Genomic DNA, 18323 nt, shown 5'->3' with positions numbered 1-18323 from the left:
TAGCGCGCCATCATACATCAGGCAATGCGATGCGCCAACGACCGCAGACATTCTGCCGCGCGGTCGGGCAGATTTTAGCCAGTTATGCGCCGAGGGTGAGCAAATATCGGCGAATTGCCCGTATCACGGCCTCCGGCTTTTCGGCATGCACCCAATGCCCGGCACCGGCAATGACGTGCGCCCGGGCCTGGGGAAATTGCGCCAGCAGGGCATCGCGGTAAGCATCGGTCACGTAAGGGGAGTTGCCACCGGGGATAAACAGCGCCGGGTGAGGCCAGGCCGGGATAGTTTGCCAGCCGACGATATTGTCATACTGCTCCCACAGAGCCGGTACGTTAAAACGCCACTGGCTATCGACAAAAGACTTCAGCAGAAACTGAATCACCCCTTCTTCGTGAAGGTGCTCGCGCATAATCACTGCTGCCTGTTGGCGAGTACTCGCGCCGGCATCGGTTACGGCATTGATGGCGGCGAAGATTTCATCATGACGGCGGACGTGATAATTCACGGGGGCGATATCAATGATCACCAGACCTGCAATGCGTTCAGGAGCCAGCGCGCTTAGCGCCATGACCGCCTTGCCGCCCATAGAATGGCCAATAAAGACCGCTTTTTCTATCTGACATTCATTGAGGGTATCCAGCAGATCCTGCGCCATCGCGGCATAGGTCATTTCCGGCGCGCGCGGCGAAAGGCCGTGGTTTCGCATATCAACCTGCAAAATATCGTGATCGGCGACCAGATCGCGGGCGAGGATCCCAAGGTTATCCAGGCTGCCAAAAAGGCCGTGGACCAGGACGACAGGGGGATGATTATGCGGATTCTGTGCAGATTGTATTCGGCTATTTAATTTCATGGCAAAGTTCTTTTTTTCGCTCCGTCGGGTTAGGGTATTATGTTGGACATTCTGCCATTCGGCTGCAAGAACCGGAAGATTTCCGAGTTTTGCCGCCATCCTGGTTTGACGCTATCCGCGGTTGGGATTTGCCCCTATAATCCCGACAACTTGTATTCAGAAAAAGATATCGCACTGGATTAAGATGAAAACAATCGAAGTTGATGATGAACTCTATAGCTATATTGCCAGCCACACCAAGCATATTGGCGAGAGCGCATCCGACATTTTACGGCGCATGTTGAAGTTTTCCGCCGTTCCTCAGTCCGCTGCACCGGTAGCGAAAGCTACTCCGGCTCCCGCGCCAGCGCCTGTCGTTGAAGTGAAACCCGTTAATCCTCTGAAAGATAAAGTCCGCGCGATGCGCGAACTGCTGTTGTCTGATGAGTACGCTGAACAAAAGCGTGCGGTAAACCGTTTCATGCTGATTCTGACCACCCTCTATTCTTTAGACAGCAAAGGGTTTGCGGAGGCCACCGAGTCTTTGCACGGGCGTACCCGCGTCTATTTTGCGGAAGATGAGAAGACGCTACAGAAAAACGGTAATCAGACGAAACCTAAGCAGGTTCCGGGTACGCCATGGTGGGTGATTACAAATACCAATACCGGTCGCAAATGCAGCATGATCGAACATATCATGCAATCAATGCAGTTCCCCGCGGAATTGATCGAAAAGGTTTGCGGTACGATCTAGTTGTTTAACTTTTGCACCAGAAGGATCAGGCAATGGCAATCGATAAGCGCGCAGGTCAACCTGCGCAACAGAGTGATTTGATTAACGTCGCCCAACTGACTGCCCAGTACTATGTGCTGAAGCCGGATGTAGGCAACGCGGAACATGCAGTGAAGTTTGGTACCTCCGGTCACCGCGGCAGCGCGGCGCGCCACAACTTCAACGAGCAGCATATTCTGGCGATTGCGCAGGCAATTGCCGAAGACCGCGCGAAGAACGGGATCACCGGCCCATGCTACGTCGGGAAGGACACCCACGCATTATCCGAACCGGCTTTCATTTCCGTACTAGAAGTGCTGGCGGCAAACGGTGTTGATGTCATCGTGCAGGAAAACAACGGTTTTACTCCGACACCAGCGATTTCGAATGCGATTCTGGTGCATAATGAAAACGGCGGGCCACAGGCTGACGGGATTGTCATTACTCCCTCTCATAACCCGCCGGAAGACGGCGGTATCAAATACAATCCGCCAAATGGCGGCCCGGCAGATACCAACGTCACTAAAGTGGTAGAAAACCGGGCCAACGAACTGCTTGCTGCAGGTTTGCAGGGCGTGAAGCGCATTTCCCTGGATGCCGCACTGGCCTCCGGACATGTGAAAGAGCAGGATCTGGTGCAGCCGTTTATCGAAGGGCTGGCGGATATCGTCGATATGGCGGCGATTCAGAAAGCGGGCCTGACGCTGGGCGTTGATCCGCTGGGCGGTTCCGGTATCGAATACTGGAAGCGTATTGCTAAGCACTACAACCTGAACCTGACTATCGTTAACGATCACGTTGATCAGACGTTCCGCTTTATGCATCTCGACAAAGACGGCGCAATCCGTATGGACTGTTCCTCCGAGTGCGCGATGGCGGGTCTGCTGGCGCTGCGTGATAAGTTCGATCTGGCGTTCGCCAACGACCCGGACTATGACCGCCACGGCATCGTGACTCCGGCTGGGCTGATGAACCCGAACCACTATCTGGCGGTCGCGATCAACTATCTGTTCCGGCACCGCCCGCAGTGGGGCAAAGAGGTGGCGGTCGGTAAAACGCTGGTCTCTTCCGCGATGATCGACCGCGTAGTGAACGATTTGGGGCGTAAACTGGTGGAAGTGCCGGTCGGCTTTAAATGGTTCGTCGACGGTCTGTTCGACGGCAGCTTCGGCTTCGGCGGCGAAGAGAGCGCCGGGGCTTCTTTCCTGCGTTTCGACGGCACGCCGTGGTCTACCGATAAAGACGGCATCATCATGTGCCTGCTGGCGGCGGAAATCACGGCCGTCACCGGGAAAAACCCGCAGGAGCACTACAACGAGCTGGCGGCCCGCTTTGGCGCGCCGAGCTATAACCGTTTGCAGGCAAGCGCGACCTCCGCGCAGAAAGCGGCGCTGTCTAAGCTCTCTCCGGAAATGGTCAGCGCCAGCACGCTGGCGGGCGATCCGATCACCGCGCGCCTGACGGCGGCGCCGGGTAACGGCGCGTCGATTGGCGGCCTGAAGGTGATGACCGACAACGGCTGGTTTGCCGCGCGACCTTCTGGTACGGAAGACGCGTATAAGATCTATTGCGAAAGCTTCCTCGGTGAGGAACACCGCAAGCAGATCGAAAAAGAAGCGGTTGAGATTGTCAGCGAAGTGCTGAAAAACGCGTAAGTGCGGTTTGTGTGCCGGGCGGTAGTGCGGCCCGGCCTACAACAACGATCGTGGGCCCGGTAAGCGTTAGTTATCGCTACCGGGCTTTTTTTTAACCGTGTTTGTTTTTCAGCTCAAAGCGCGGCGATACCAGTCCATACAGCGTCCAGCCGAGGAAGGTCACGATGGAGCCGTACAGCATCGCTTCTTCACCGGAGGAATACAGCGCGTAGAAGCTGTACAGCGCGCCGATGAATGCCACGAAGTTCGCCGTTTTGGCTTTTGACGACGGAACATTTGCCACTTTCTGAATGATCACCAGCGCGGCCATCGACAGAATGTACGGGATAATGTTTGTTACCACCGCCAGGTTAACCAGCACGTTGAACTGGCTGTTCAGCGATGGGCTGATGGTCATCAGCGATAATCCGCTCTGGATAATCACAATGGTCAACATCCCCTGAACCGGCGCATCCACTTTCGTTACGCGAGAGAAGATTTTCGGGAAATAACCTTCATCCGCCGAGGATTTGAAGACCTGGGCGATGGTGAACTGCCAGCCCAGCAGCGAACCGCAGCAGGACATCACCATCAACGCCATGATCACTTTACCGACTTCCGGGGTAAACATCTGTGCGAACGCCAGACCGAACGGCGCGGTGGAGTTGGCCAGATCCATGTTCGGTACGATCCCGGCAATCACGTTGGTGGAGATGATGTAAATCACCGCCGCGCCCAGCGTACCGCCTAATACCGCAATCGGTACGTTACGCTCCGGGTTTTCCACCACTTCGGCGTTGGCGCAGGCAGATTCCAGACCGAGGAAGGCCCACAGCGTCATCGCAATAGAAGAACCGACGGCGGTGAAGAACGGTACGTGATGCGGGTTCCAGGAACTGGCGTACAGCGTCGGGCTAAACCAGAACCAGCCGATGATGCACAGACCGACAACCGGAATAATCACCCCCCAGACGGTGATACTGCTGATTTGCCCGGTAATGCGCGCGCCGCCGAAGTTGGCGACGGTGCACAGCCACAGCACGCCGATGGTCGCCAGACCGATCTGCACCGGTGACAGCGTGGTGCCGAATAACTCGGTGCCGTAGCCGACGGCGGAGATGGCGATAGCGACGTTGGCAATCAGCAGCGAAACGCCATAGGTGTAGTTCGCCATAAAGTTGCCGGACTTACCAAAGGCATACTCCGCGTAGCCGCCCATGCCGCCGGATTTACGGCTGAACATCCCGCATTTGGCGAAAGCCCATGCCAGCGCCATTGAACCAACGGCAGTCACCAGCCACGAGATGATTGAGATGGTGCCGACCTCCGCAAGTTTGGTGGGCAGCATGATAATCCCGGAGCCCATCATATTGACCATTGTCAGGATAGTGAGCTGGACGACGCCCATTTTATTGGCTTTAGCTTTGCTCATAATTTTTCCCCTTTCAGCAGGGTGTTCTGTGCTTCGCGTGGTTTAATGACGTAACACCACACCTGTTTACATCCGTCTTGTTCTTCGATGTAAACGCCCTGTAGTTCAGGCGCGAAGCCCGGCAGCAGGTTGATCCCTTCTTCCAGCGCGCTGAAATAACGCAGCACCGCCCCGCCCCAGATTTCACCCGGAACAACGCACAAAACCCCTGGCGGATAGGGAAGCGCGCCTTCTGCCGCGATCCGTCCTTCTGCTTCCGGCAGGCGAACCAGTTCGACTTCACCGCGCAGATAGGCGTAGTTGGCGTCCTGTGGATTCATGCTGACGCGTGGGAAATGGGATTTACGGAACATCTCTTTTTGCAGTTGTTTGACGTTATGGCGTGCGTACAGATCGTGCATCTCCTGGCACAACTGACGCAAGGTGTAACCGGCGTAACGGGTTTCGTGCTGTTTGTAGATTGATGGCAGAACTTCGGCCAACGGCGCATCGGCTTCCAGCAGTTTCTCAAAGCGCACCAGCAGGGCGATGAGTTGCTGCAATTTCGCCATGTCTTCCGCTGGCGTCAGCAGGAACAGGATCGAGTTGAGATCGCATTTTTCCGGTACCACGCCGTTTTCACGCAGGAAGTTGGCAAGGATGGTCGCCGGAACGCCAAAGGTGTCGTATTCTCCGTTGCGCGCATTGATGCCCGGCGTCGTGAGCAGTAGTTTGCACGGATCAACAAAGTATTGATGTTCGGCGTAGCCTTCGAAGGCATGCCAGCGTTCGCCCGGCACAAAGTGGAAAAAGCGCAGGTCGTTTGCAATCTCTGCAGTGGGGTAAGATTGCCAGGGTTTGCCATCGATCAGATCGGGCACAAACGGACGTATATGACGGCAGTTATCAAGGATCAGCTTACGCGCGTTGATGCCGTTCTCTACGCAGTCCATCCACATGTTACGGCCACTGACGCCTTCGTGCATTTTGGCATTGATGTCCAGAGCGGCGAACAGTGGGTAGAACGGGCTGGTGGAGGCGTGCATCATGAATGCGTTATTTAGACGCTTATGCGGTACATAGCGCTCCTGTCCTTTGATATGGCTGTCTTTTTTGTGGATCTGCGAGGTCTGGGAGAAACCGGCCTGCTGTTTGTGAACCGACTGCGTGACCAGGATCCCCGGATCGTTTTCGTTCAGATCCAGCAGCAATGGCGAGCAATCGGCCATCATCGGAATAAACTGCTCGTAGCCGACCCATGCGGAGTCAAACAGGATGTAGTCGCACAGATGACCAATCTTATCCACCACCTGCCGGGCGTTGTAGATGGTGCCATCGTAGGTGCCTAACTGGATCACTGCGAGGCGGAACGGACGCGCGTCCTGCGCGCGTTGCGGCGCCACTTCGCTGACCAGTTTACGCAGATAGCTTTCTGCAAAGCAGTGGGCGTCGATCCCGCCGATGAAGCCGTACGGGTTGCGCGCGGTTTCCAGATAAACCGGCGTCGCGCCCGCCTGCAACAGCGCGCCGTGGTGGTTCGATTTGTGGTTATTACGATCGAACAACACCAGATCGCCTGGGGTCAGCAGCGCGTTAAGTACCACTTTGTTTGACGATGAGGTGCCGTTCAGCACAAAGTAGGTTTTATCGGCGTTGAACACTTTCGCGGCGTGTTGCTGGGCGATGCACGGCGCGCCTTCGTGGATAAGCAGATCGCCCATCGCCACGTCGGCATTACACAAATCAGAGCGGAAAAGCGTTTCGCCAAAGTACTCAACAAACTGGTTCCCTGCCGGATGTCGGCGGAAGAACTCGCCGCCCTGATGCCCCGGACAGTCAAATGCGCTGTTGCCCTGGTTTACGTAGTCCACCAGCGCCCGGAAGAACGGCGGGCGCAGTTGCGTTTCATAGTGGCTGGCAGCGGTCTCCAGTTGGCGACCATAGAAAGCCGTACGGGCGTCATTATGTTCAAATACGCCCGAGATCCGCGGCAGATATTCGGCCGGAACGCGCTCTTCATTTTGTGTCGCGATAAACACGGGAATACCGTAGCCTGTGGCATCAATCTCATCGAGTTTTCCACATTCAATATCATTGACAGACAATACCACTGCGGCAACGTCAATATAATTACTTTCATTAATATTAACGATACTTCGCTGCGTGGAAAAACAGTCAGGGCAGGTACGGCTGACGGCGATTTTTAATTCAGACATTTTTCATTCCTTTATTTCAGGTAATAGCAGGTCCTCAATTTCTTGAATAAGAAATCGATCGCTCCGGAAAAAAAGCAAAGTGCTGCCGCTGATAAATTAATCAGTAATTGCTTTTTTTAGTATGCAAAAAACCATGCCTGTCCGGTCACAGGTATGTCAGGTATTTGCAGAGTGAGCACCGCTGGATACAGGCGTTAGCCTGCGATACAGAGAGTCAGGAAGACCTGTATGCTGGAGTGCCCTTAGTCAAAAGACTAACGGGCATTAAAGAAATGAAAATCGAAGCTGTTACGGTGGGAGAACATCATAATATGCGTTGTTCGCCTTATATGGGGCATTGTTCGACTATTATTTTCCATTTTGGTTACCTTTACTGAATAAGTTTAAGGTGTGGGTATTTTATCCGTGAGATGCCGTTTTTGTGTGATAATGATCAATAAAAACGATCATTAATAAAATATTAATCCGGTTTTTTGGCTGTAACAAGCGATAAGATACTGCATTGTTGTTTTTGTGTTAATTATTTGTGTTTTTATATTTTATTAAGGACGACCTGCACTCTGTTAAATATATTTATTCAGAGTCGATAATAAAAAATATTATATTTATTTTTAATCAAAAAAAATGAATAACCATTCATGGCATAAAGCGATAGCCAATCCCGGTTTCGGTAATGAAATGGCGGGGACGAGCCGGATCCAGCTCCAGCTTCTGTCGCAGGTGGCCCATATAAATACGCAAATAGTGACTGTGCTCGACCGCGTTCGGTCCCCAGACCTGATTTAACAGTTGGCGCTGAGTCAGCACTTTTCCGGCGTTATTGAGCAGTACGGCCAGCAGACGGAATTCGATCGGCGTCAGGTGAATCTCCTCTTCATCGCGACGAACAAGGTGTGCGGCTAAATCCACTTTTACGCTGGAAAACTGTACGATGGGTTCGGAAGAAGGGCCGCTGGCGTGACGTCGCAGCGCCACGCGTAAGCGCGCCTGCAGTTCGCCGATGCCGAAGGGTTTACTCAGATAGTCGTCAGCGCCCGCATCCAGCGCGGCGATTTTGTCGCTCTCTTCACTACGCGCAGAAAGCACAATCAACGGAATTGCGCTCCACTGCCGCAGATCGCGAATAAAATCGATGCCGTCGCCGTCAGGCAGGCCAAGATCAAGAATGATGAGATCGGGTTTTCGCGTGGCAGCTTCCAGCAGGCCGCGATTTAACGTTTCTGCCTCATACACGCGCAGCCCGTCACTTTCCAGCGCGCTGCGCAGAAAGCGGCGAATAGCCTGTTCATCTTCAACTATCAGAACGTTGGTCACATATCCTCATGAAAATCTTCAAATTCAGGTGCGGTTTCCTGCGGGAGTGTAACACGGAAACAGGTTCCGCCTTGCGGACGATTATGCGCGGAAATCGTTCCGCCGTGCACTTCAACAATTGCCTGGCAAATAGCCAGCCCCAGGCCAACGCCCGGTACCGTCGACTCTTTATTCCCGCGGGCAAATTTGTCGAAGATGCTTTTCTCCTGCCCGTCCGGAATGCCGGGACCATTATCCCACACCTCAAGCTGGAGATACTGGCCTGCAATATGAGCATTAATGCCGATCTCCGCCTGTGAACCGGCGTACTTGACGGCGTTTTCCAGCAGGTTAATCAGCACCCGCTCGAACAGCGGGCCGTCAACGTACACCAGCGTCAGCGGCTCAGGCAACGACAGGTTAACCGGACGGGAGAGCCCTGGCTCCAGCATTTGCAGAGCGCTGCCAACGATCTCTTCAAGCGTCAGCCACTCTTTTTTAAGATTAAAGCCGCCGGACTGGATTCGCGCCATATCCAGCAGGTTATTCACCAGCCGGGTAGTGTTGAGCACATGCTGGCGAATTTCGCTGGCCTGGCGAGCGTGAGGCGATCCTTCACTTGCTAAATCAAGGGTTAAAATTTCCGCCTGACCAAACAGCACCGTCAGCGGCGTGCGCAGATCATGGGATAGGGCGGCGAGCAGGGCGTTGCGAACGCTCTCGCGCTCGCTGGCGAGTCGCGCCAGCTCTTCGCTGGCGGTCAGCGTCAGGCGCTCCAGCGCGCTGGCGACCAGCAGGGTGAATGTTTCCAGTAACCGCTGTTGCTCCGGGATCATCAACTGGCGAAGATTACCCGGCTCCACTACCACCAGCCCGTGCGTTTTGTCGGCGCTTTTTAACGGCAGGATTTGATACGGCACGCCGGGCAGGGTATCGGTGCCCGCCCCGGCTGGCAGGCCTTTATCAAAACTCCATCGGGCGATGGCGTCATCCCAGGGTGTGATGCCCTGCTGGTGCGTCAGCGGCGTTAGCGTGCCGTTTTCGTCCGGCAATAACACCTGACTACGAGCCTGAAACGTGGAGGTGATAAACCGTTCGCTGGTGGCGGCGATATCCTGCTTGCTTCGCCCTACCGCCAGCGCTTTGGACATCTCGTACAGATGGCGTGTGCGTTGTTCGCGATAACGGGCAACCCGTGCCTGGTAGCGTACGCCTGCCGTCAGGTTACCAATCACCAGACCCACAGTCAGCATCACGGCGAAAGTTAACAGGTATTGCACATTGGAAACGGCAAGCGTACCGCGAGGCGCGATAAAAAAGAGATCGAAGCTGGCGACGTTAATAAAGGTGGCGACCACCGAGGGCCAGCGCCCGAAAAACAGGGCGATAATCACCACGCCCAGCAGGTACAGCATCACCAGGTTAGCGGCATCAAAAGCGACCATCCACTGTATGGCGATGATCGTCGTCAGCGCACATAAAGCGATGGCAACCAGACAGCCCTGGATTTGTACCCGCCACTTATCCTTAAACGTTCGGGTGTCCGATGAGCTGCTAAGCGGGCGAACTGGCGGGTCATCGATCGCCACCACTATCTGATCGAGATCCGGGGCCAGTTTCGCCAGCCGATCGGCAAACGAATCGCTGCGCCACCAGCGCCGCGTTGTGGGACGGCCCAGCACAATTTTGCCGAGATTATGCTCCCGGGCGTAATGCACAACCGCTTTTTCTGCCGCAGGATCGGAGAGGGTGGCGGTCTCGGCCCCCAGTTCCTGCGCCAGGCGCAGGGCGCTTAAGATGGCGCGTCGCTGCTTTTCTGGCAGACGATGCAGCGCCGGGGTTTCGACATACACCGCGTGCCAGACGCTACCGAGGCGGGCTGCCAGCCGCGCGGCGGCGCGCACCAGTTTTTCACTACCGGTGTTGTGTCCGATGCACAGCAGAATGGCGTCGCGGGTATGCCATACTTTCTCTTCGCCAGGATGGCCCCGCCAGGCGCGCATCTGATCGTCCACCCGGTCGGCCGTGCGGCGCAGCGCCAGTTCACGCAGGGCAATCAGATTACCTTTACGAAAGAAATGTTCAATGGCGCGTTCGGCCTGACCGGCAATATAAACCTTGCCTTCTTTCAGGCGCGCCCGCAGATCGTCAGGCGGCAGATCCACCAGCACCACTTCGTCGGCGGCATCGAAGAACGGATCGGGGACGGTTTCGCGGACCTGAACGCCGGTGATGCCGCTGACCACATCATTCAGGCTCTCCAGGTGCTGGACGTTGACGGTGGTAAAGACATCAATTCCGGCTTCCAGAAGTTCCTCTACGTCCTGCCAGCGTTTGGGATGACGTGAGCCGGGCGCGTTGTTATGCGCCAGTTCATCGATGAGGATCAGCGCCGGGCGGCGAGCCAGCGCGCCGTCCAGATCAAACTCTTTAACGTAGCGCCCTCGGTGGGAAAGGCGGCGCAGGGGAAGGACGCTGAGCCCGTCAAGCATCGCCGCCGTCTCTTTACGCCCGTGGGTTTCCACCACGCCGATCAAAATATCCAGGTCCTGACCGCGCAGCCGCTGCGCTTCCGCCAGCATCGCCCAGGTTTTCCCGACGCCCGCGCAGGCGCCAAAGAAGATTTTCAGTTTTCCCCGGTGCGGTGCGGCGGTGTGTTCCAGAAGGTGGTCAGGGTCCGGGCGCAGCGGCTCATCACTCATTTTTCACTTATCCTTCAGCGCATCCAGCGACATATTTAGCTGCAGTATATTTACCACAGGTTGGCCAAGAAAGCTGAGCAACGGTGTTTGCGTTGCGTCGTTGACCAGCTGGCTGACCTGTTCAACGCTAAGCTGCCGCGCTCTGGCGACGCGAGGTACCTGCCATAGGGCGGCGGCCGGAGTCAGATTGTTATCCAGTCCGCTCGCCGAGGCGGTGACCAGCTCCACCGGCACAGCCGGACTCGCATCCGGGTTGGCGGCGCGCAGCGCCTGTATCCGTTCGCCGATAGTTTTATCCAGCGCCGGATTGCTGACGGAAAGGTTGCTGCCGCCGGAAGCCAGCGGGTTGTCCGGCATCCCGGTCGTGGCGGACGGGCGGCCCTGGAAATAGCCAGCGGAGGTAAAGTTCTGGCCGATCAGGCGGGAACCGCGCACTTCACCGTCAATCCTCACCAGCGAACCGTTGGCTTGTTGCGGGAACCACCACTGTCCCAGCGCGGTGGTCAACAGCGGATAGACGCCGCCGGTAATAAGCGTTAACAGAATAAAAAGCACAATGGCGGGGCGAATCAATGACATGATCTTTTCCTCACAGCAGCCCGCTCAGGGTAAGTAACAGATCGATAGCTTTGATACCGATAAACGGTATCACCAGCCCGCCAAGACCGTAGATCCACAGGTTACGGCGCAGCATGGCAGAGGCTGAAAGCGGCTTATAGCTCACCCCTTTTAATGCCAGCGGGATCAGAAAAATGATAACCAGCGCATTGAAGATCACCGCGCTGAGGATCGCGGAGTCCGGCGAATGCAGACGCATAATGTTCAGCGCATTCAACTGTGGATAGGTCGCGGCAAACGCCGCCGGAATAATAGCGAAATATTTTGCTACGTCGTTGGCGATGCTAAAGGTGGTTAAAGAACCGCGGGTCATCAGCATCTGTTTGCCGATATGCACCACCTCAATCAGCTTAGTGGGGTTAGAATCGAGATCCACCATGTTGCCGGCTTCTTTCGCCGCCTGAGTACCGGAGTTCATCGCCACCGTCACATCAGCCTGCGCCAGCGCCGGCGCATCGTTGGTTCCGTCGCCGGTCATCGCCACCAGACGGCCTTCGGCCTGATACTGGCGAATCAACGCCAGCTTGGCTTCCGGCGTCGCTTCCGCCAGAAAATCATCCACACCGGCTTCGGCGGCAATCGCCGCCGCCGTCAGACGGTTATCGCCGGTGATCATCACCGTTTTGATGCCCATTTTGCGCAACTGGGCGAAGCGTTCTTTGATCCCGCCTTTGACAATATCTTTCAGCGCGATAACGCCCAGCACGCGGGAACCTTCCACCACCACCAGCGGCGTGGCGCCAAGACGAGCGACGCTATCCACTTTTTGTTCCACGTCAGCAGGAAAATGACCGCCGCTGGCGGCGACATGGCGACGAATGGCATCCACGGAACCTTTACGGATCATTCGGTTATCGATATTGATACCGCTCATTCGGCTTTGCGCGGTAAAGGGAACAAAAGTGGCATGAAGCGACTGGACATCGCGTTCCCGCAGGTTAAAACGTTGCTTGGCGAGGATGACGATGCTGCGGCCTTCCGGCGTTTCGTCGGCCAGCGAGGAGAGTTGCGCCGCGTCCGCCAGCGTCTTTTCATCCACGCCCTGAGCGGGCAGAAAATCCGAAGCCTGGCGGTTACCGAGGGTGATGGTGCCGGTTTTGTCCAGAAGCAGCACGTCCACATCGCCTGCGGCTTCTACCGCGCGTCCGCTGGTGGCGATGACGTTGGCCCCCAGCATCCGGCTCATCCCGGCAACGCCAATCGCCGAGAGTAATCCGCCGATAGTCGTCGGGATCAGACACACCAGCAGGGCGACCAGCACCGTTACGCTGACGGCGTGACCGCCCCAGGCAGAGAAAGGCCAGATGGTGGCGGTCGCCAGCAGGAACACCAGAGTCAGGGCGATCAGCAGAATGGTCAGGGCGATTTCGTTTGGCGTTTTGCGGCGCTGCGCGCCTTCCACCATGGCGATCATCCGGTCAAGGAAGGTTTCGCCGGGATTCACGCTGCATTCGATGACCAGCCAGTCAGAGAGAATTCGCGTTCCGCCGGTCACCGAGGCGAAGTCGCCGCCGGATTCGCGAATGACCGGCGCGGACTCGCCGGTGATGGCGCTTTCGTCCACCGACGCGCCCCCTTCGATAACTTCGCCATCGCAGGGAATAATATCCCCTGCTTCGACCAGGACGACGTCCCCTTTACGCAGTTCATCGGCGGGGATGTGGTCAATTTGCGCATCGCGCTGCGGCGCGCGCAGTTTACGGGCAAATGCGGTCTTTTTGACCCCTTTGAGGCTACTGGCCTGCGCTTTACTGCGGCCTTCGGCCATTGCTTCGGCGAAGTTGGCGAACAGCACGGTAAACCACAGCCAAATACTGACGGCAGCGGTAAACGGGGCGCTTCCCGCGATCTGCCCGCTTGCCATCGCGATGGCGAGCAGAGTGGTCAGCAGGCTGCCGATCCAGACGATAAACATGACCGGGTTACGCCACTGTACTTGCGGGCTAAGTTTTTTCACTGCGTCAAGCAACGCCTGGCGTACAAGCGTCGGCTCCAGCAGGGCTAATGATTTGCGACTCATAACAGGTTGCTCCGCAATCGCTTAAAGTAAAGAGAATTGTTCCGCCAGCGGGCCGAGCGCGAGCGCGGGAATAAAGGTCAGGGCACCGACCAGCAAAACGGTGCCGATCAGCAGGCCGATAAATAACGCGTCATGGGTTGCGAGCGTCCCGCTGCTGGCGGGCTGAATTTTCTTCGTTACCAGCGAGCCGGCAATGGCCATTACCGGAATAATGACCGCGAAGCGGCCGACCAGCATGCAGAACGCCAGTAGCAGGTTCCAGAACGGCGTCGTTGCGTTGATGCCCGCGAAGGCGCTGCCGTTGTTATTGGCCGCCGAAGTTACCGCGTACAGCACTTCGCTAAATCCGTGCGGGCCGGGATTAAGCATTGCGGCGCGTCCGGCCCCGGTCATCATCGCCAGAGCCGTACCGAGGAGCACCAGCGTCGGCGTGACGAGGATCGCCAGCGCAATCATTTTCATTTCACGGACATCGATTTTCTTACCGAGGTATTCCGGCGTGCGGCCAATCATTAACCCGGCGATAAATACCGCCAGCATCACGAATAACAGCATGCCGTACAGACCCGACCCGACGCCGCCAAAAACCACTTCGCCGATTTGCATCAGCCACATGGGCACCATCCCGCCCAGCGCGGTAAAGGAGTCATGCATCGCATTCACCGCTCCGCAGGATGCGGCGGTGGTGATAACCGCAAACAGGCTGCTGGCGAGAATGCCAAAACGACTCTCTTTGCCTTCCATATTCAGATTACTGTCGGCCCCGAGGTGTAACAGATGCGGGTTGCCGCGAGTTTCCGCCCACATCACCGCCGCCGCGCAGACAATAAAGATCAGCAACATTGCCCACAGAATCGCGCGACCCTGGCGGCGATCGCCCACCACCTCGCCAAAGGCGAAGCACAATGCCGCCGGGATCAGAAAGATCGCCAGCATCTGCACCATATTGGTCAGCGCGGTGGGGTTTTCGAACGGGTGAGCGGAATTGGCGTTAAAGAAACCGCCGCCGTTGGTGCCAAGCATCTTAATGGCTTCCTGGGAAGCCACTGGCCCCATCGGCAGCATCTGGCGCACACCTTCAAGCGAAACCATGCTCTGATAGGGAGCGAAATTCTGCGGCACGCCTTGCTGAATAAAGAACAGGGCGATCAGTAGCGAAATCGGCAGCAACAACCAGAGCGTGATACGAATCAGATCGACCCAGACGTTGCCCAGGGTGCTGACTTTCTGCCGGGCGTACGCACGGGTGAAAGCGAAGACCACCGCGATCCCGGTGGCGGCAGAGAGGAAATTTTGCACCGCCAGTCCTGCCATCTGGCTCAGATAGCTCATGGTGGTTTCCCCGGCGTAGGCCTGCCAGTTGGTGTTACTGACGAAGCTCACCGCGGTATTCAGCGCCAGATCCCATGACAGGCCGGGCAGATGCTGAGGGTTGAGCGGCAGTGAACCCTGAAGCATCAGCAGCACAAATAACGCCAGTATACCGAGGGCGTTAAACAGCAAAATAGCGCATAAATATTGATACCAGTTCATCTCCTGCGAACGAATACCGGCTACCCGCCATAAACTGCGTTCGATACCGGCAAGGCCAGGTAACGGTACATCGTTAATCATGCTTGCCAGTACGCTTCCCAGCGGACGCGCCAGGATGAACAGCAGCAGAATAAAGCTCGTGATGAGTAAAAATCCTTGCGCGGCCATCAGAATGCCTCCGCGTGTAGCAGGGCATAAACCAGATAAACCAGCAACAGGAACACCAGCGCTACGCCAGCGATTACGCCTGCGGTCACAATCCACCTCCGGGTGTTTTTGGGCTTTACGCGGAGAATAGAAAGTTGGGCGCAAAGATTTCGCAAAAATCAGCGCCGGGGGGATAAAAAAAATATAAAAATCGTTAAAACCACAATTTAACTAATGGTTAGTATTAATTTAACTTTTATGTAACTAATTTACCGAATGAATAAAAATAAAGGCGAAAATAAGTGCTTTTTAGTGGTCGGATGAGTAGTAAAATTACAGTCAAAGCGGTACTATTTTAGCCAGAGTACATTGGCACTTTACCGGCGTTGATTGCCGGCCTGACAAAGGGGAGAGAAATTATGACGTTGTACAAAAACTATCCGGCTTACGTCATCTTCGCGCGCCGTGCTTTCGCCGTTGTGGCTGGCGTGCTGGCTTTTCCGGTGATGCTGTTCTGGAAGGATCGCGCCCGTTTTTACAGCTGGTTGCACCGCGTGTGGGCCAAAACCAGCGATCAGCCGGTATGGATGGCCCAGGCGGAAAAAGCCGCCGCAGATTTTTACTGATCGTCTCAAATTATTCATCGTACGGATAGTGTGCGGGTATTTCCGCCTGATGGCGATCGAGGCCTGGCTTCTCATGGGAAACTCGTAATATCATCATGTTATGAATTTTACTCCGGTCCGCGCAAGCGAAGCGCCGCCGGGCAATTCCAGGAATAACCCACTTTATCAGTCATCTGGCCGCCGGTTTTCCCGGCGGTTTTTTTTTGCCAGTTGTGTTTTATACCCTAAATTATTCGAGTTGCAGGAAGGCGGCGACGCAGTGAATCCCCGGGAGCGTACTCCAGTACGTGACTGGGGTGAACGAGGAAAGCCAACGCACATGCAACTTGAAGTATGACGGGTATACACTGACAACTTCCCATGAGACAAGGAGCGGTAATGAATGAGACCTGGCTGGAAGACGATGATAAAACCCGTATGTATACCTTACGTGAACTGGATAACTTGCGTCGCGAAGGATTGACCCGCGGCGGACTGATCGATTTTCATAGCCGCTACAAGTTGATACTGCTGGCGCATTCGCAGCCAGCGTACCGTCAGATAGGGCCTTTTGTGGCGGCGATGGCCGACTGGCCATCGCTGGATGCTTTTTTCGATGCCTATCGTGAGCGTCTGGTGAATCTGCTGGCCCATCCTTCTACCCGGCAGAACCATACCAACGTTCTGATGCATGTTCAGGGCTATTTCCGTGAACACCTGACCGCTGAACAGAAGCAGGCGCTGACGATGCTCATTAATGACTATCGCTTGGGGAGAGAGCCGTTGCTTGCCCCGGTAACGTTGCTAAAACATTATATGACCGAATTTCCGGATGCTTACCTCGCTGAACAACGCTATTTCACTGGCTGGCCGGAAACACTGAACGAATAAAAAATCACGGATTTCAGGAGCGTTATGGCCACCCATCTGGTCTGGTTTCGCGCGGATTTGCGCATTCACGATAATCTGGCGCTCGCGGCGGCCTGCCGGGATCCACATGCCCGTGTCCTCGGGGTATTTATCGCCACGCCAGGACAATGGCATCAGCATGGCATGGCGCCACGCCAGGCGGCATTTATCGTCAGCCACCTTCATAGTCTGCAAACGGCGCTGGCAACGCGAGGGATCCCGCTGCTCATTGAACATGCGGAAGACTTCGCCGCCAGTGTGAATCTGCTCGCCAGGATCTGCGAGCAGCAGCAGGTCACCCATCTGTTTTATAACTACCAGTACGAAATTAATGAACGCCAGCGCGACGCGGCCGTGGAGAAAATCTTAGAAAAGGCGATCTGTCAGGGTTTTGATGACAGCGTATTGCTGGCGCCCGGCAGCGTGCTCACCGGCAATCGCGAAATGTATAAGGTGTTTACGCCATTTAAACATGCTTTTATTCGCCGTTTACAGGAGGCGTTGCCTGAGTGTGTTGCCGCGCCGCAAGTCCGCGCCAGCGGGGCAAGGGTGTCGGCGTCTGAAGTGAAAATAGACTATCCGCAAACGCCCTTTGATCGCGCCCTGTTCGCCGCTGATGAAAAAAGTGCTATTACGCAGCTTCGCCGGTTCTGTCAGAAAAAGGTTGCCGATTATGAACACCTGCGCGACCTGCCAGCCATTGAGGGAACCAGCCGGCTGTCACCGTGTCTGGCGGTGGGCGTCCTCTCGCCGCGTCAGTGTCTGCATCGCCTGCTGGTGGAGCAACCACGGGCGCTTAATGGCCACGCAGGGGCCGTGTGGCTCAATGAACTTATCTGGCGCGAATTCTACCGCCATCTGATGGTGTACCATCCGAAAGTGTGTAAAGGACGCCCCTTTATTGCCTGGACTGATAATGTCGCATGGCGGGATGATGAGTTAGCGCTACAGGCCTGGCAACGCGGAAAAACCGGCTTCCCGATTGTTGATGCCGCGATGCGTCAGCTAAATACGACTGGCTGGATGCATAATCGCCTGCGAATGATTGTCGCCAGTTTCCTGGTGAAAGATCTGCGTATCGACTGGCGGCTGGGCGAACGCTACTTTATCGAACAGCTTATTGATGGCGATCTGGCGGCCAACAATGGCGGCTGGCAGTGGGCGGCTTCAACCGGCACCGATGCCGTACCCTATTTTCGTATTTTTAACCCGACGACGCAGGGTGAACGGTTTGATAAAGCCGGGACGTTTATTCGCCAATGGCTACCTGAGCTGGCCGATGTTCCTGACAAAGCGCTGCATCAACCGTGGATATGGGCGGAGAAAAATGGCCTCACGTTGGATTATCCGCGCCCGATTATTGATCACAAGCAGGCCCGGCTGGCGACGCTGGCAGCCTGGGACGCCGCCAGAGAGCTGAAGAGGCCATCGGCGGACGACTGAACGGCGTCACGTCCACGCGACGTCGCAGAACATCCCCTCCAGGTGCGGTAATCGTCGTCACAATGAGCGACGGTACCGACCGCTCCCGCCTGAACAGCACGGCGGGCAGGCGCGCAAAGCAGGTGAAAAAACAGCGCCGGATTTCGCGCATGATCAAAATCGTCAGCGAAAGGCGGGAGGCTATC

Annotated in this window: 14 protein-coding genes and 1 pseudogene; 5 read left to right on the top strand and 10 right to left on the bottom strand. The window is 55.8% G+C overall.

The annotated features are described in order from the left end of the window. Nucleotides 1-82: 82 nt before the first annotated feature. A complete protein-coding gene (ybfF, locus tag ABK821_RS07105) occupies nt 83-856 on the bottom strand; it encodes an esterase (protein ID WP_138360676.1) in 774 nt (257 codons plus the stop codon). Nucleotides 857-1040: 184 nt separating this feature from the next. Between ybfF and seqA the strand changes: the two genes are divergently transcribed. Next, nucleotides 1041-1589, top strand: coding sequence for a replication initiation negative regulator SeqA (gene seqA, locus ABK821_RS07100; protein ID WP_142501664.1), 549 nt, complete (start codon nt 1041-1043; stop codon nt 1587-1589). Nucleotides 1590-1621: 32 nt separating this feature from the next. Continuing rightward, complete coding sequence (gene pgm, locus ABK821_RS07095; RefSeq protein WP_343177907.1) at nt 1622-3262, top strand: phosphoglucomutase (alpha-D-glucose-1,6-bisphosphate-dependent); 1641 nt, start codon at nt 1622-1624, stop codon at nt 3260-3262. Between the two features lie 91 nt (nt 3263-3353). Here pgm and potE read toward each other — a convergent pair whose 3' ends face one another. The 9 genes from potE to kdpF all read right to left on the bottom strand — a co-directional run bounded on the left by potE (nt 3354) and on the right by kdpF (nt 15291). Further along, entirely contained in the window at nt 3354-4673 is a 1320-nt protein-coding gene (gene potE / locus ABK821_RS07090; RefSeq protein ID WP_343177906.1) for a putrescine-ornithine antiporter, read from the bottom strand. Next, on the bottom strand, nt 4670-6868 hold the full coding sequence (speF, locus tag ABK821_RS07085; RefSeq protein WP_343177904.1) for an ornithine decarboxylase SpeF: 2199 nt from the start codon (nt 6866-6868) through the stop codon (nt 4670-4672). The genes potE and speF overlap by 4 nt, the downstream gene beginning before the upstream one ends. 254 nt (nt 6869-7122) lie before the next feature. Next, entirely contained in the window at nt 7123-7227 is a 105-nt protein-coding gene (speFL, locus tag ABK821_RS07080; RefSeq protein WP_155106617.1) for a leader peptide SpeFL, read from the bottom strand. Nucleotides 7228-7504: 277 nt separating this feature from the next. Next, a complete protein-coding gene (gene kdpE / locus ABK821_RS07075; protein ID WP_138360673.1) occupies nt 7505-8182 on the bottom strand; it encodes a two-component system response regulator KdpE in 678 nt (225 codons plus the stop codon). Continuing rightward, complete coding sequence (gene kdpD, locus ABK821_RS07070; RefSeq protein WP_343177903.1) at nt 8179-10863, bottom strand: two-component system sensor histidine kinase KdpD; 2685 nt, start codon at nt 10861-10863, stop codon at nt 8179-8181. Before kdpD ends, kdpE begins: the two co-directional genes overlap by 4 nt. A gap of 3 nt (nt 10864-10866) precedes the next feature. Next, the gene (gene kdpC / locus ABK821_RS07065) at nt 10867-11442 is read right to left on the bottom strand and encodes a potassium-transporting ATPase subunit KdpC (protein ID WP_138360671.1); all 576 of its coding nucleotides are present in this window, start codon (nt 11440-11442) and stop codon (nt 10867-10869) included. A 10-nt stretch (nt 11443-11452) separates the two neighbouring features. Further along, nucleotides 11453-13501: a potassium-transporting ATPase subunit KdpB gene (gene kdpB / locus ABK821_RS07060; RefSeq protein ID WP_395033898.1), complete on the bottom strand. Its 2049-nt coding sequence runs from the start codon at nt 13499-13501 to the stop codon at nt 11453-11455. Between the two features lie 21 nt (nt 13502-13522). After that, nucleotides 13523-15202, bottom strand: coding sequence for a potassium-transporting ATPase subunit KdpA (gene kdpA / locus ABK821_RS07055; protein WP_343177901.1), 1680 nt, complete (start codon nt 15200-15202; stop codon nt 13523-13525). Next, on the bottom strand, nt 15202-15291 hold the full coding sequence (gene kdpF, locus ABK821_RS07050; RefSeq protein ID WP_138360668.1) for a K(+)-transporting ATPase subunit F: 90 nt from the start codon (nt 15289-15291) through the stop codon (nt 15202-15204). Before kdpF ends, kdpA begins: the two co-directional genes overlap by 1 nt. A 309-nt stretch (nt 15292-15600) precedes the next feature. Here kdpF and ABK821_RS07045 point away from each other — a divergent pair, with 309 nt between their 5' ends. The 3 genes and pseudogenes from ABK821_RS07045 (at nt 15601) to phrB (ending at nt 18138) form a co-directional block, all read left to right on the top strand. After that, on the top strand, nt 15601-15807 hold the full coding sequence (locus ABK821_RS07045) for a YbfA family protein (protein ID WP_138360667.1): 207 nt from the start codon (nt 15601-15603) through the stop codon (nt 15805-15807). A 354-nt stretch (nt 15808-16161) separates the two neighbouring features. Continuing rightward, nucleotides 16162-16677: pseudogene (locus ABK821_RS07040) on the top strand (DUF1722 domain-containing protein); the annotation flags it as partial. A gap of 24 nt (nt 16678-16701) precedes the next feature. Further along, nucleotides 16702-18138 carry a deoxyribodipyrimidine photo-lyase gene (phrB, locus tag ABK821_RS07035; RefSeq protein WP_142501658.1) on the top strand — a complete coding sequence of 479 codons (1437 nt, stop codon included), beginning with the start codon at nt 16702-16704 and terminating at the stop codon, nt 18136-18138. The last annotated feature ends 185 nt before the right edge of the window (nt 18139-18323 follow it).

Source organism: Klebsiella sp. KE9456, assembly GCF_043832615.1.
Lineage (GTDB): Bacteria > Pseudomonadota > Gammaproteobacteria > Enterobacterales > Enterobacteriaceae > Klebsiella > Klebsiella indica.
This window is presented reverse-complemented; position numbering and strand designations above follow the sequence as displayed.

Bases quoted from the DNA above. Each gene is read 5' to 3' on its own strand.
- ybfF (WP_138360676.1), bottom strand. From the start codon at position 856: ATGAAATTAAATAGCCGAATACAATCTGCACAGAATCCGCATAATCAT.
- seqA (WP_142501664.1), top strand. From the start codon at position 1,041: ATGAAAACAATCGAAGTTGATGATGAACTCTATAGCTATATTGCCAGC.
- pgm (WP_343177907.1), top strand. From the start codon at position 1,622: ATGGCAATCGATAAGCGCGCAGGTCAACCTGCGCAACAGAGTGATTTG.
- potE (WP_343177906.1), bottom strand. From the start codon at position 4,673: ATGAGCAAAGCTAAAGCCAATAAAATGGGCGTCGTCCAGCTCACTATC.
- speF (WP_343177904.1), bottom strand. From the start codon at position 6,868: ATGTCTGAATTAAAAATCGCCGTCAGCCGTACCTGCCCTGACTGTTTT.
- speFL (WP_155106617.1), bottom strand. From the start codon at position 7,227: ATGGAAAATAATAGTCGAACAATGCCCCATATAAGGCGAACAACGCAT.
- kdpD (WP_343177903.1), bottom strand. From the start codon at position 10,863: ATGAGTGATGAGCCGCTGCGCCCGGACCCTGACCACCTTCTGGAACAC.
- kdpC (WP_138360671.1), bottom strand. From the start codon at position 11,442: ATGTCATTGATTCGCCCCGCCATTGTGCTTTTTATTCTGTTAACGCTT.
- kdpB (WP_395033898.1), bottom strand. From the start codon at position 13,501: ATGAGTCGCAAATCATTAGCCCTGCTGGAGCCGACGCTTGTACGCCAG.
- kdpA (WP_343177901.1), bottom strand. From the start codon at position 15,202: ATGGCCGCGCAAGGATTTTTACTCATCACGAGCTTTATTCTGCTGCTG.
- ABK821_RS07045 (WP_138360667.1), top strand. From the start codon at position 15,601: ATGACGTTGTACAAAAACTATCCGGCTTACGTCATCTTCGCGCGCCGT.
- phrB (WP_142501658.1), top strand. From the start codon at position 16,702: ATGGCCACCCATCTGGTCTGGTTTCGCGCGGATTTGCGCATTCACGAT.